The following is a 13,078-nucleotide window of genomic DNA, read 5'->3' on the forward strand; positions in this document are numbered from 1 at the left end:
AACATGAGCCAGGAGAACCCCTCGGGCTATCCGTACCAACCGTACGGCGCGCCCTACGGCGACCAGCCGCCGCCACAATACGGCTACGGCTACGGTTATCCGCCGCCCCCGCCGCGCAACGACGGACCGATGGCCAACGCGATCGTCTCGCTCGTGCTCAACCTTCTCGCGCTCGTCTCCTGCTGCAACGTCCTTGGGCTGCCGGGCGCCATCCTCGCGGGCCTGGCGCTGAGCAAGTCGCGCAACGAGCCGCAGACCGCCCGCACGATGGTGATCTGGAGCTGGGTCCTGTTCGGCACGGGCTTCGTGCTGGGCATCGGCACGTTCCTGTTCCTGGGCTTCAACGGCTACCTCGACGACTAGGCGGGGCCAAGTCCCAGCGTCCCGGTGAACTTCCCGGGGTTCAGCAGCGCCGTCCTGCCGATGCCGGCCGCGGCCAGGTCGATGGCGCGCAGCCGGGTCTGGGTCCCCGCGGTCGCCGGCAGCCGGTCGAGCAGGTGCCGGCCCGCGTACGCCGTGGCCCGTTCGGCCAGGCCCTCGTCAGGGCCGGCGACGCTGTCGCGGTAGCAGCGCCAGAACTGCGCGATCGGCATGCGGTTGCCGAGCTTCGGCGAGCACCGTTCGCGGGTGATCGCGGAAAGGGCTGGTCATGAGCGCCACGGAGGGCGTGCCTCCGGAGCCGGCCGTCCTCGCGTCCCTGTTGCGGGGTGGGGTCGATCCCGCAGCGCCGTACCGTCACCGCACCTCGCCGCACCTGCCTCTGGAGACGTGATGAGCCTCGTATCGGTGATCTTGCCTGGTCAGCCGGGGCGGATGTCCGAGGCGGAGCCGTACGCGAACCTGGTCAAGCGCGGCAGGGCGGCGCGGTTGTGGCTGGGACGGTCGCTGGCCATTTCGGCGAGGACTTCACGCAGGCCGCACCGCATCCGGCGGTGTCCTTCGCCGAGTCGTGGGTGGCCGCGGGGCCGCGGCTGCTGCTGATCGTGGCGTGGAGCGTCTTGGGCGTGCTCATCGCCCGCGAACACTTCCGCTGGGAGCCGAGCAGTTCCTGACACGGCGGCGCGTCCAGGGCGTCCGGACTAATCCGGGCGCCCTGAATGTTGCACACTGGAGCGGCCGAGCCGGGATCAGGAGACGATGGTCCTGCCGGGCCCCCGCACCAACCCCACGGAGACAAGCCAGTGAGCGATGGACCGCTGATCGTCCAATCGGACAAGACGCTGCTGCTCGAGGTCGACCACGAGCGGGCCGACGCGTGCCGCAAGGCGATCGCGCCGTTCGCCGAGCTTGAGCGCGCCCCCGAACACGTGCACACCTACCGCGTCACCCCGCTGGCGTTGTGGAACGCCCGTGCGGCCGGGCACGACGCCGAGCAGGTCATCGACGCGCTGATCAGCTTCAGCCGCTACCCGGTGCCCCACGCCCTGCTCGTCGACATCGCCGAGACCATGGCCCGCTACGGCCGGCTGCGCCTGGAGAAGGACCCGGCCAACGGCCTGGTGCTGACCTCCACCGACCGGGCCGTGCTGGAGGAGGTGCTGCGCTCCAAGAAGATCCAGCCGATGCTGGGCGAGCGGCTCGGCCCCGACTCCGTGATCGTGCACCCGAGCGACCGGGGCAACGTCAAGCAGGCCCTGCTCAAGCTCGGCTGGCCGGCCGAAGACCTGGCCGGCTACGTCGACGGCGAGCAGCATCCGATCGCGTTGCGGCAGGACGACTGGACGCTGCGCCCCTACCAGCAGGAGGCCGCCGACGCCTTCTGGCACGGCGGCTCGGGCGTGGTCGTGCTGCCGTGCGGCGCGGGCAAGACGCTCGTCGGCGCGGCCGCGATGGCGCACGCCCAGGCCACCACGCTGATCCTGGTGACGAACACGGTCTCCGCTCACCAGTGGAAGACCGAGCTGCTCAAGCGCACGTCGCTGACCGAGGACGAGATCGGCGAATACTCCGGCACGAAGAAGGAGATCCGCCCGGTCACCATCGCCACCTACCAGGTGATGACGACCAGGCGGAAGGGCGTCTACAGCCACCTGGAGTTGTTCGACGCCCGCGACTGGGGCCTGATCGTCTACGACGAGGTGCACCTGCTGCCCGCCCCGATCTTCCGCATGACCGCCCACCTGCAGGCCCGCAGGCGGGTCGGGCTGACCGCGACGCTGGTGCGCGAGGACGGCCGCGAGGGCGACGTGTTCTCGCTGATCGGTCCCAAGCGTTACGACGCGCCGTGGAAGGAGATGGAGAACCAGGGCTGGATCGCGCCCGCCGACTGCGTCGAGGTGCGGGTGACGCTCACGGACGAGGAGCGGCTGGCGTACGCGATGGCCGAGTCGGAGGAGCGCTACCGGTTCTGCGCGACCACGCCGTCCAAGACGCAGGTGACCGAGGCGCTGGTACGCCGCCATCTGGGCGAGCAGGTGCTCGTCATCGGCCAGTACATCGACCAGCTCGACGAGCTCGGCGAGCACCTCAACGCGCCGGTGATCAAGGGCGAGACTCGGGTCAAGGAGCGCGAGCGCCTCTACCAGGCCTTCCGCGACAAGGAGATCCAGGTCCTGGTGGTGTCGAAGGTGGCCAACTTCTCCATCGACCTGCCGGAGGCTGCCATCGCGATCCAGGTGTCGGGGACGTTCGGCTCGCGTCAGGAGGAGGCGCAGCGGCTCGGGCGTGTGCTGCGGCCCAAGGCCGACGGCGGGGGCGCCCGGTTCTACACGGTGGTCAGCCGCGACACGGTCGACCAGGAGTTCGCGGCGCACCGGCAGCGGTTCCTGGCCGAGCAGGGGTACGCGTACCAGATCATCGATGCCGACGACGTGCTCGGCGGTGTGTGACGGGGATGCCGGCGGTCATGCCCAGCCGCTCGCCCGAGCGGCCGGGCATCAGCGTGGCTTCACGTCCACGAGACTCCGCGGGTCGAAGACAATCCAACCACCCCCCTCACCTGCGTACTATCACGCCGCCTGCGACATACCCCCATGATCCGACAAACCCACCTGATATGCCCGAATTTTTCGGTATTCCGAGCTTGATCCCTTGAGGGCGGATCTACCCCCTACCTGACCAGCAGACCGCCGACGAAGAGCACGCCCTCCGCGACGATCCAGAACAGCACGCCGGCGCCCATGAGCTGACCGAACGTCCGCGGGTCGTGCCGCGACCACGGCAGCCAGGCCGCCACCGTGCAGCACGCGGCGACCACCGCGAACGCACCCGACAGCGTGGAGACCGCGCCCAGCCGCTCCGAGCAGGCCGCCGTCGACTCGCCACCCGCACAGAACGCCTGCAGCCCCCACCCCGCGAACACCGACAGACCCCACAGCGCCGCAAGAAGGCAGCTCGCGACCGTGGGGATGATCGGCGAGAAACGCAGCCGGACCCGCACCACCACCTATGCGTACCCAGGCCGCCCGAGCTAAATGCTTTGGAAGCCGGGAATCGTGGCGACTAAGCTGATGGATTCGCTGCCTTCAACCACCTCCGTCGTTCATCCCAGGGAGGCGCTTTCGCATGCCCGCACACCAACTGGCCCCCGACATACCCTCCGACGTGCTCGCCGCCGAGCAGGCTCACCTGGCCGAGTCCAGAGCCGCGCTCAAGGCCATGCGCGCCCACGCCCAGTCGCTCTCGTCCGACGCGGCCGGCGACTGGGTCTCGCAGCAGATCCTCCAGTCGCTGCTCGACCAGCGGGTGGCCGCGCTGGCCGACCATCCCGACACCCCGCTGTTCTTCGGCCGCCTCGACCGCGCCACCGCTCAGGAGGACGAGCCCGACGCCCTGCCCGGCACGATCCACGTCGGGCGCCGCCACGTGCACGACGGCAACAGCAGGCCGCTGGTCATCGACTGGCGCGCACCGGTGTCCCGCGCGTTCTACCAGGCCAGTCCCGCCGACCCCATGGGAATCGTGCTCCGGCGCCGCTTCGGCTACCACGGCGGGGCGCTGACCGCGTTCGAGGACGAACCACTCGGCGAGGGCGTCGAGCTCGGCCCGTCCAGGATCCTGACCCAGGAGATCGAACGCCCCCGCACCGGCCCGATGCGTGACATCGTCGCCACGATCCAGCCCGACCAGGACGAGATCGTGCGCTCCACCCTCGCCCAGACGGTGTGCGTGCAGGGCGCCCCCGGCACCGGGAAGACCGCGGTCGGCCTGCACCGCGCCGCCTACCTGCTGTTCACCCACCGCGAGCGGCTGGCCAGGTCGGGCGTGATGATCGTCGGACCCAACCGGGCGTTCCTGTCCTACATCTCCTCGGTGCTGCCCGCGCTCGGCGAGGTCAAGGTCGACCAGACCACGGTGGCGGGCCTGCTCGGGGAACACGCCGCGTCCGAAGACCCGGCCGTGGCCGCGGTGAAGGGCGACGCCAGGATGGCGGCGGTGCTCGACCGGGCTCTCTGGCTGCACATCGTGAAACCGGAGGAGGGCCTCGTCTACACCAAGGGCGCCTACCGGCACCGGGTGGCCGACCACGAAGTACGCGAGATCGTGGCCTCCCTGCGCGGCACCACCCGCTACAACCCCGGCCGGGCGGCGCTGGCGCAGCGGCTGGCCCACATGGTCCTCGTACGCATGGAGCAGCGCGGCGAGTCACCCGACGACCGGGTCCAGGACGCGGTGGCCCGTTCCAAGCCGGTGAAACAACTCGTGGACGCGGTCTGGCCCAAACTGACACCCGAACTGGTTCTCCACCGTCTGCTGTCAGATGCCGAATTCCTGGCGCGGGCCGCTAAATCAGATTTGTCGCCTGAAGAGCAGGAATTGCTCCTGTGGCGCAAGCCGTACCGGAGCTGGAAGTCGGCCAAATGGTCGGCCGCCGACGCCGCGCTCCTCGACGAGTTGCGCGACCTGATGGAACGTACGCCGTCGCTCGGCCACCTGGTGGTCGACGAGGCCCAGGACCTGTCCGAGATGCAGTTGCGCGCCCTCGGCCGCCGCTGCCGCAACGGCTCCGCCACCGTGCTCGGCGACCTCGCCCAGGGCACCACCCCCTGGTCGACCCGTTCGTGGACGTCGGTCCTCGAACACCTGGGCCAGCGCGAGGGCGAGGTCACGGAGCTGACCCTCGGCTTCCGCGTGCCGAGGGAGGTCCTCGACTACGCGGCCCGCCTGCTGCCCTCGATCGCCCCGGGCCTGGCAGCCCCGCAGTCGCTGCGGCCGGGCGCGGGCTCGCTCACCGTGCGCGAGGGCGGCTCGGTGGCGCAGGCCGCCGAGGAGGCCCTGGCCAAGGAGGGCTCGATCGGCGTCATCGTCCCCGACGCGATGGTGGCCGCGGTCTCCGAGTCGCTCGCCGGCCTGCCCTACGCCGTTCTCGACCCCGACTCGACCGAGGAACACCGCCTGCTGATCGTGCCCGCGACCCTCGCCAAGGGCCTGGAGTACGACCACGTCGTCGTCGTCGAGCCCGCCGACATCGTCGCGGCCGAGCCCCGCGGCCTGGCCAGGCTCTACGTGGTCCTGACCCGGGCGGTGACCTCGCTGACGGTCCTGCACGGCAAGCCGCTGCCGCCACAGCTGGCGAGCTGACAGGGGCCTGCGGCACGGCCGCTTCTAGGATGGCTGGGCAAGGAGCTCTAGACCTAGGAGGATGCCGTGCCAGCACCCCTTCCCCATGAACACCTGCCCTCGGTTACCGCGCTCGTGGTCGAGAGCGACGATCTCCAGGACGGTGAGCGGCTCAACGATGTCCACGTCTTCAACGACTGGGGCATGACGGGCCAGAACCTCTCGCCCCACCTGCGCTGGTCCGGCGCTCCGGCGGAGACCCGCTCCTACGCCGTGACCTGCTTCGACCCCGATGCCCCCACGGGCAGCGGCTTCTGGCACTGGGTGCTGTTCGATATCCCCGCCTCGGTGACCGAGCTGCCGACGGGCGCGGGCACGGCCCCGGAGTTCAAGGGCCTGCCCGGGGGCGCGGTGCACGCCCGCAACGACTACGGCAGCAAGGACTACGGCGGCGCCGCTCCGCCTCCCGGCGACCCGCACCGCTATGTCTTCACCGTCCACGCGTTGGGGGTCGAGTCACTCGGTCTCAGCAGCGACACCAGCCCGGCGGTGGTGGGCTTCAACATCACCGCCAACTCGCTGGCCCGCGGCCACCTCATTCCCCACTACGGCGTCTGACGACGAAGGTGCCCCACCGCACGTCGGTGGGGCCCCTTTCCGTGGGGTCTAGTCGCAGATCTCGTCGAGCGGCTGCAGGTTGCCGAGCAGCGGCACCCACCGCCGTAGCTCGCACAGCGGCGTCCCCTCGGTCACGGCGCCGCTGACGACGACCCCGGGGTCGTTGACGGCATGCGCGGGAACAGCCGTGAGGGTGACGGCGGCGAGGCCGAGAACGGCGACGCTCAGCATGCGCTTGCTGCGGGAGAACATTTCTCTGCTCCTTTGGTGAGGCGATGTGCAGACAACCCTTTCTCACTCCAAGTAGCAGTTCAATCGCGAAACGTAATGGCAGCGAAACGAAAACAAGAGCGGCCCGGAAAAACCGGGCCGCTCTTTTTGGGACGTGCGCCGCGAACAGGACCTAGAAGTCCATGTCGCCGCCGCCGGGCATGCCGGCGGGAGCGGCCGGGGTCTTCTCCGGCTTCTCGGCGATGACGGCCTCGGTGGTCAGGAAGAGCGCCGCGATCGAGGCGGCGTTCTGCAGCGCCGACCGCGTCACCTTGGCCGGGTCGAGAATGCCGGCCTCGAACATGTTGACGTATTCGCCCGACGCGGCGTTGAGGCCCTCACCCGGGGTGAGGTTGCGCACGCGCTCGACCACGACGCCGCCCTCGAGACCGGCGTTGACCGCGATCTGCTTGAGCGGCTCCTCCAGAGCCTTCTTCACGATCGCCGCGCCGGTGGCCTCGTCGCCGTTGAGCTCCAGCTTGTCGAACGCCTTGGCGCCGGCCTGCAGCAGAGCCACGCCACCACCGGGGACGATGCCCTCCTCGACGGCCGCCTTGGCGTTGCGGACGGCGTCCTCGATGCGGTGCTTGCGCTCCTTGAGCTCGACCTCGGTCGCCGCGCCCGCCTTGATGACGGCCACGCCGCCGGCCAGCTTGGCCAGCCGCTCCTGCAGCTTCTCGCGGTCGTAGTCGGAGTCGGTGCGCTCGATCTCGGCGCGGATCTCGTTGACCCGGCCGGAGATCTGCTCGGCGTCACCGGCGCCGTCGACGATCGTCGTCTCGTCCTTGGTCACGACCACCTTGCGGGCACGGCCCAGCAGGTCGAGGGTGGCGGTCTCGAGCTTGAGGCCGACCTCCTCGGCGATGACCTGACCACCGGTCAGGATCGCGATGTCGTTGAGCATGGCCTTGCGGCGGTCGCCGAAGCCCGGGGCCTTGACGGCCACCGAGCGGAACAGGCCGCGGATCTTGTTGACCACCAGGGTCGCCAGGGCCTCGCCCTCGACGTCCTCGGCGATGATCAGCAGCGGCTTGCCGGACTGCACGACCTTGTCGAGCAGCGGCAGCAGGTCCTTGTTGGCGGAGACCTTGCCGTTGACGATCAGGATGTAGGGGTCTTCGAGCACGGCCTCCATGCGGTCGGAGTCGGTGACGAAGTACATCGACGTCATGCCCTTGTCGAAGCGCATGCCCTCGGTGAGCTCGAGCTCGAGGCCGAAGGTGTTGCTCTCCTCGACGGTGATGACGCCTTCCTTGCCGACCTTGTCCATCGCCTCGGCGATGAGCGCGCCGATCTCAGGGTCGGCGGCGGAGATGGAGGCGGTCGAAGCGATCTGCTCCTTGGTCTCCACGTCCTTGGCCAGCTTGGACAGCTCCTCGCTGACCCGCTCCACGGCCGCCTCGATGCCCTTCTTCAGAGCCATCGGGTTGGCGCCCGCGGCCACGTTGCGCAGGCCCTCGCGCACCAGCGCCTGGGCGAGCACGGTGGCGGTCGTGGTGCCGTCGCCGGCGACGTCGTCCGTCTTCTTGGCGACCTCCTTGACCAGCTCCGCGCCGATCTTCTCCCACGCGTCCTCGAGCTCGATCTCCTTGGCGATGGACACACCATCGTTGGTGATCGTGGGAGCGCCCCACTTCTTCTCCAGCACGACGTTGCGCCCCTTGGGGCCCAGGGTCACCTTGACGGCGTCGGCGAGCTGGTTCATACCGCGCTCGAGACCGCGCCGGGCGTCCTCGTCAAACGCGATCATCTTGGCTGCCATAAGGCTAGACCTCCCAGATGCAGGGTGGCTTGTCGTGGACCGAGCCGACGCCCGCGACGGCATGGGTCAGCATCTCCTTCGGCAGACCCCATCGTCCCGATCCGGTGTTGGCACTCTGCTGCACAGAGTGCCAACGAACTGTTTAGCACTCTACCCTGCCGAGTGCAAGCGAACTCACCTGCGGCCGTTCCTTTCCCCAGGTCAGTCGTCTGTCCGGCGAGCCGCCCGTGGACGCACCGCTGGCCGCGGTTCGCGCACACGACTCGCCGTACCAGGGGTCGACGAAAGATAGGTGACGGTTCGCACGGACTGCGCTGCCGCGCGATCCCGCCGGTGCATACCAGTGCGGTGAATCAGACCGTCCTGACGGACTCCGCCTGCGGTCCCTTCTGGCCCTGCGTGATCTCGAACTCGACACGCTGTCCCTGTTCGAGAGAGCGATACCCGTCCATCATGATCGCTGAGTAATGGACGAATACATCCTTACCACCGTCTACCGCGATGAAGCCGTAGCCCTTGTCCGCGTTGAACCACTTGACGGTGCCCTGCGCCACTTCCGACTCCTCTTACTGGTCTCCCAGATCTCGCCCATTCCTCCGCGAGACCCGTAATCGCCCGACATAACAGAAAATCAGCCAGGCGATCGCCCTCGACCATACCTGTGGCAAGGGGTTTGGCAACAGAGTCAATCTGCAGAGACCACATTTCTTCCATCGGCGGTTCAACGTTGAATTGCGGGGAAAAGAAGAAGGCGCCCACAAGGGACGCCTTCGCCGAAGTGTGATCTGCCGCACTCACCCGCCCGCGACGGCGGGGATGATGGAGATCTGGGTTCCCTCCGGCGCCGGAGTGTCCAGCCCCTGGGCAAATCGGACGTCCTCTTCCCCCACATAAACGTTGACGAAACGCCGAATCTGGCCCGATTCATCCAGAATTCTTGCGCCGATACCCGGGTAGTCAGAGTCCAGCTTGGCCAGCACGTCACGAAGAGTCGCGCCCTCGCCACTGACTTCCGCGTTGCCCCCGGTGTAGGTGCGCAGAATGGTGGGAATCCGCACAGAAACGCTCATGGTTACACTCGCCCTTTCGTGGTTGTCAGACAGTCGCGCGGAACGCGTCGAGAGAGGGCCGGATCACGGCCGTGGGCCTGGCGTCGCCGCTGATCGCGTCGAGCGTCTTGAGGCCGTCACCGGTGTTCAGGACCACGGTCTCGGCCTCCGGGTCGAGCTGCCCGGTCTCGGTGAGCTTCTTCAGCACGCCCACGGTCACGCCGCCCGCGGTCTCGGCGAAGATGCCCTCCGTCGAGGCCAGGAGCTTGATGGCGGCCACGATCTCGTCGTCCGTGACGTCCTCGACGCCCCCGCCGGTCCGCCGCGCGATGTCCAGCACGTACGGGCCGTCGGCGGGGTTCCCGATGGCCAGCGACTTGGCGATGGTGTCGGGCCGTACGGGCTGCACGACGTCGTGGCCCGCCTTGTAGGCGGTCGACACGGGCGAGCACCCGGCCGCCTGCGCCCCGAAGATCTTGTACGGCGTGTCCTCGACCAGCCCGAGCGCGACCAGTTCCTTGAAGCCCTTGTCGATCTTCGTGAGCTGCGAGCCCGAGGCGATGGGGACGATGATCTGCTCGGGCAGCCGCCACCCGAGCTGCTCGGCGATCTCGTACGCGAGCGTCTTGGAGCCCTCGGCATAGTAGGGCCGCAGGTTGATGTTGGTGAACCCCCACTTGTCGCCGAGCGGGTCGCCGATCAGCTCCGAGCAGAACCTGTTGACGTCGTCGTAGGTGCCCTCGATGCCGATCAGCCGGCCGCCGAAGACCCGGGCCATGGCGATCTTGGCCTGTTCGAGGTTGGCCGGGATGAACACGCACGCCTCCAGCCCGGCACGCGCGGCGGCGGCCGTGACCGCGCCCGCGAGGTTGCCCGTGGAGGAGCAGGAGAGCGTGTGGAAGCCGAAGTTGCGGGCCGCCTCGACGGCCATGGCGACCACGCGGTCCTTGAAGGAGTGGGTGGGGTTGCCCGAGTCGTCCTTGACGTGCAGGGACCTGATGCCGAGCGCCCGCCCGAGGTTGCCGGCCCTGACCAGCTTGGTCCATCCCGGGTTCATGTTGGGCTTGTCGGCGACGTCGGCCGGCACGGGCAGCAGCGACCGGTAACGCCAGATGTTGGCGGGTCCCGACTCGATCGCCGCGCGGGTCACCGCGCCGAACTCGTAAGCCGCTTCGAGCGGCCCGAAACATTCCTGGCAGGCGAAGCTCGGACCGAGCGGGTAGCGTGCGCCGCACTCGCGGCAGGACAGACCGACGGCGGGACCAAAATCGAGCGACATGAAGCGAGGCCTTCCCTCATCTTCGTCTACGGCCACCTTGACCACAGACCGGAATTGGCACCTTGTCCCGGTCGGCCTCGCCAGGTCGCGAGTCACAAGCCGGGAGGGTTGCCGGGGCTTCGCAGGGCCGGTCCCTCCACCCCTCTGGATGAGCAATATTCAGTTGTCGAGTCGGACTCTACCCGCCCACGTGGCGGAAACGTCCTTCCGTCTCAGAGTTTGAGACGCGCGATCTCAGCGATAGTCCTCCCCCAGCACGCCCTGGACATATTTGCGCGCCTGGTGGATGCGCGACTTGGCGGTGCCGAGCGGGATGCCGAGCTGGTCGGCCACCTCGTTGTAGTCGAGCTGGACGATGTCGCGCAGGACCAGCGCCTGCGCCAGGTCGGGTTTGTCGGCCTCCAGCGCCTCCATGGCGTCGAGCAGGTCGAGCCGCGAGCCCGCGATCACGCTGACGCGGCGCACGTCGGGCTTCTGCATCGGCAGCTCGTCGGAGCTCTGCTCGGCCGCCCTGCGCTTGAGCGAGCGGTACGTGGTCCGCGCGCAGTTGGCCGTCACAATGTGCAGCCAGGTGCTGAACCTGGCCCGTCCCTCGAAGCGCCCGATGTTGCGCGCCACGGCCAGCAGGGTGTCCTGGGAGGCCTCCTCGGCGTCCTGGTGGTAGGGCAGTATGCGGGCGCAATGACGCATGACATCGGGCTCGATCCGCCGCAGCAGCTCACCAAGAGCGCGGTGGTCTCCGGCCGCGGCGGAGCGGGCGAGTTCCTCGGTTAGCTCATCAAGCGCCATGCCTGGGATCCTAGGGTCATAGGGAGCCTTGTTGGCATCCTTCCTTTTCCGATGGGCCGTTCACCACGATGATCAGTGTGGTCCCGTCTGCACCGACACGCCAGCCGGAAGGAGTCACCTTGAGGTCTCACACCAGCTCACCGCCCTGCCGGCGGCCCGCGCGGCTGGAGCGGGCGCGGTGAACAACGTCCTGGTGGCCTCCAACCGCGGCCCTGTCTCCTTCACCGTCTCCGACGACGGCGAGCTGACCCTGCGCCGCGGCGGGGGCGGCCTGGTGTCGGGATTGTCCGGCGTGGCCAAGGACGACGGTGTCCTGTGGGTCTGCGCGGCGTTGTCCGACGGCGACCGCAGCGCGGTGCGCCTGGCGCCCGGCGGCCGCATCGACCATGCCGGCTACGACACCGGCCCGCTGCGCATGCTCGACATCCCGCCCGCCACCTTCCACCGCGCCTACAACGCCGTGGCCAACTCCACGCTGTGGTTCGTCAACCACCTGCTCTACGACATCCCCAACGCGCCGCTCTTCGGCACCAAGTTCGGGCGCGAGTGGGAGTCCTACCGCGACTACAACGGCGCGTTCGCGCTGGCCCTGGCCGAGGAGGCCGGCCACGAGGCCAGGGTGATGGTGCAGGACTACCACCTCACGCTGACCCCGGCGATGCTCCGTGCCGAGCGGCCCGACCTGCGCATCGCCCACTTCAGCCACACGCCGTGGGCGCCGCCCGAATACTTCTCCCTGCTGCCCGACGAGGTGGCGAGGGAGGTCCTGGAAGGCATCCTGGGGGCCGATCACGCCGGGTTCCTCACCGACAGGTGGGCGCAGTCGTTCATGGACTGCTGCGAGGCGCTGCTGGGCGCGGAGGCCGACCGCGTCGGGCGCAGCGTCACCCACGACGGCAGGACGACCCGCATCGGCGTGCACAGCCTCGGCGTCGACGGCGCAGCCCTGTGGGAGCGGGCCTGCGAGCCCGACGTCGAGTCGCACATGACCGCTCTGAAGGAGCAGGTCGGCGACCGCAGGCTGATCGTCCGCATCGACCGCACCGAGCTGTCGAAGAACATCGTGCGCGGCCTGGTCGCCTACGGCGAGTTCCTCGGCGCCCACCCCGAGTGGCACGGGAAGGTCGTGCACCTGGCCTTCGCCTACCCGAGCCGGCACGACCTGCCCGAATATCGCGAATACACCGCGTCGGTGCAGCGCTGCGCCCAGCAGATCGAGGACGAATACGCCACGGAGGACTGGGACCCCCTCATCCTCAACGTCAACGACGACTACCCGCGCTCGCTGGCCGCGTACCGGATGGCCGACGTGCTGCTGGTCAACCCCATCCGCGACGGCATGAACCTGGTGGCCAAGGAGGGCCCCGTGCTCTCACCCCGGTGCGCGCTCGTGCTGTCGCGTGAGGCGGGCGCGGCGGCCGAGCTGGGCCCTCACGCGCTGCTCGTCAACCCCTACGACATCAGTGGCACGGCCGCCGCCCTGCACGACGCGCTCGTCATGCCGGAGCAGGAGCGGCGGGCGCGCCGCGACAGGCTGCACGCGGCGGCCACCGCCCTGCCGCCGCAGAAGTGGCTGGCAGCCCAGCTCGACGCCCTGGCCTGAGTGCTCAGCTCCAGCGGGCGCGCCTGAGCAGCCGGACGGCCCCCGCGTGCTCCACTGGTCGACGACCAGCACCTTCGTCGTCGGCAGGTACCACTCGCGCTGCACGAAACGCGACCTCACCCGGCCGCCCGCGTACGAGACACAGGCGGCCGCCCACTCGCGGCACGCGGCCAGGTGGCCCGGCCCGACCTGGCGCAGGCCCTTCTTCC

Annotated in this window: 15 protein-coding genes and 1 riboswitch; of the genes, 7 read left to right on the forward strand and 8 right to left on the reverse strand. The window is 69.1% G+C overall.

Annotated features, from left to right (window positions below):
* The first annotated feature begins 3 nt into the window (after positions 1-3).
* Positions 4-363, forward strand: coding sequence for a DUF4190 domain-containing protein (locus GUY59_RS16670; protein WP_138200706.1), 360 nt, complete (start codon positions 4-6; stop codon positions 361-363).
* Here GUY59_RS16670 and GUY59_RS16675 read toward each other — a convergent pair.
* Positions 360-593 carry a hypothetical protein gene (locus GUY59_RS16675; protein WP_138200705.1) on the reverse strand — a complete coding sequence of 78 codons (234 nt, stop codon included), beginning with the start codon at positions 591-593 and terminating at the stop codon, positions 360-362. The two genes, GUY59_RS16670 and GUY59_RS16675, sit on opposite strands and share 4 nt — an antisense overlap.
* A gap of 56 nt (positions 594-649) precedes the next feature.
* Between GUY59_RS16675 and GUY59_RS50020 the strand changes: the two genes are divergently transcribed.
* The 3 genes from GUY59_RS50020 to GUY59_RS16685 all read left to right on the forward strand — a co-directional run bounded on the left by GUY59_RS50020 (position 650) and on the right by GUY59_RS16685 (position 2,828).
* On the forward strand, positions 650-772 hold the full coding sequence (locus GUY59_RS50020) for a hypothetical protein (protein ID WP_269128812.1): 123 nt from the start codon (positions 650-652) through the stop codon (positions 770-772).
* 97 nt (positions 773-869) lie between these two features.
* Entirely contained in the window at positions 870-1,052 is a 183-nt protein-coding gene (locus GUY59_RS16680) for a hypothetical protein (RefSeq protein ID WP_138200704.1), read from the forward strand.
* Between the two features lie 129 nt (positions 1,053-1,181).
* Positions 1,182-2,828 carry a DNA repair helicase XPB gene (locus tag GUY59_RS16685; protein ID WP_138200702.1) on the forward strand — a complete coding sequence of 549 codons (1,647 nt, stop codon included), beginning with the start codon at positions 1,182-1,184 and terminating at the stop codon, positions 2,826-2,828.
* A gap of 221 nt (positions 2,829-3,049) precedes the next feature.
* On the opposite strand, the gene GUY59_RS16690 is transcribed toward GUY59_RS16685, so the two are convergent.
* A complete protein-coding gene (locus GUY59_RS16690) occupies positions 3,050-3,385 on the reverse strand; it encodes a hypothetical protein (protein ID WP_138200700.1) in 336 nt (111 codons plus the stop codon).
* A gap of 119 nt (positions 3,386-3,504) precedes the next feature.
* On the opposite strand from GUY59_RS16690, the gene GUY59_RS16695 reads away from it, so the two are divergent.
* Both GUY59_RS16695 and GUY59_RS16700 read left to right on the forward strand, forming a co-directional pair.
* Positions 3,505-5,520 carry a HelD family protein gene (locus GUY59_RS16695; protein WP_138200698.1) on the forward strand — a complete coding sequence of 672 codons (2,016 nt, stop codon included), beginning with the start codon at positions 3,505-3,507 and terminating at the stop codon, positions 5,518-5,520.
* A gap of 66 nt (positions 5,521-5,586) precedes the next feature.
* Complete coding sequence (locus tag GUY59_RS16700) at positions 5,587-6,117, forward strand: YbhB/YbcL family Raf kinase inhibitor-like protein (RefSeq protein WP_138200697.1); 531 nt, start codon at positions 5,587-5,589, stop codon at positions 6,115-6,117.
* A gap of 48 nt (positions 6,118-6,165) precedes the next feature.
* Here the strand turns inward: GUY59_RS16700 and GUY59_RS16705 are convergent, their stop codons facing one another.
* From GUY59_RS16705 to GUY59_RS16730, 6 genes are all read right to left on the reverse strand, one after another.
* Positions 6,166-6,369, reverse strand: a complete 204-nt coding sequence (locus GUY59_RS16705) for a hypothetical protein (RefSeq protein WP_138200695.1) — start codon at positions 6,367-6,369, stop codon at positions 6,166-6,168.
* A gap of 151 nt (positions 6,370-6,520) precedes the next feature.
* Complete coding sequence (gene groL / locus GUY59_RS16710) at positions 6,521-8,149, reverse strand: chaperonin GroEL (protein WP_132331079.1); 1,629 nt, start codon at positions 8,147-8,149, stop codon at positions 6,521-6,523.
* Positions 8,150-8,502: 353 nt separating this feature from the next.
* Positions 8,503-8,703, reverse strand: a complete 201-nt coding sequence (locus GUY59_RS16715) for a cold-shock protein (RefSeq protein ID WP_106250594.1) — start codon at positions 8,701-8,703, stop codon at positions 8,503-8,505.
* A 240-nt stretch (positions 8,704-8,943) separates the two neighbouring features.
* Positions 8,944-9,219, reverse strand: coding sequence for a MoaD/ThiS family protein (locus GUY59_RS16720; RefSeq protein ID WP_138200694.1), 276 nt, complete (start codon positions 9,217-9,219; stop codon positions 8,944-8,946).
* Between the two features lie 25 nt (positions 9,220-9,244).
* The gene (gene thrC, locus GUY59_RS16725; protein ID WP_138200693.1) at positions 9,245-10,477 is read right to left on the reverse strand and encodes a threonine synthase; all 1,233 of its coding nucleotides are present in this window, start codon (positions 10,475-10,477) and stop codon (positions 9,245-9,247) included.
* 13 nt (positions 10,478-10,490) lie between these two features.
* Positions 10,491-10,632: riboswitch (SAM riboswitch) on the reverse strand.
* Between the two features lie 79 nt (positions 10,633-10,711).
* Entirely contained in the window at positions 10,712-11,266 is a 555-nt protein-coding gene (locus GUY59_RS16730) for an RNA polymerase sigma factor (RefSeq protein ID WP_132331073.1), read from the reverse strand.
* A 178-nt stretch (positions 11,267-11,444) separates the two neighbouring features.
* On the opposite strand from GUY59_RS16730, the gene GUY59_RS16735 reads away from it, so the two are divergent.
* Complete coding sequence (locus GUY59_RS16735; protein ID WP_138200691.1) at positions 11,445-12,869, forward strand: alpha,alpha-trehalose-phosphate synthase (UDP-forming); 1,425 nt, start codon at positions 11,445-11,447, stop codon at positions 12,867-12,869.
* The last annotated feature ends 209 nt before the right edge of the window (positions 12,870-13,078 follow it).

Origin of the sequence: Nonomuraea sp. K271 (assembly GCF_009908215.1) — a bacterium.
In the GTDB taxonomy this organism is placed as follows: Bacteria; Actinomycetota; Actinomycetes; order Streptosporangiales; family Streptosporangiaceae; genus Nonomuraea; species Nonomuraea longispora.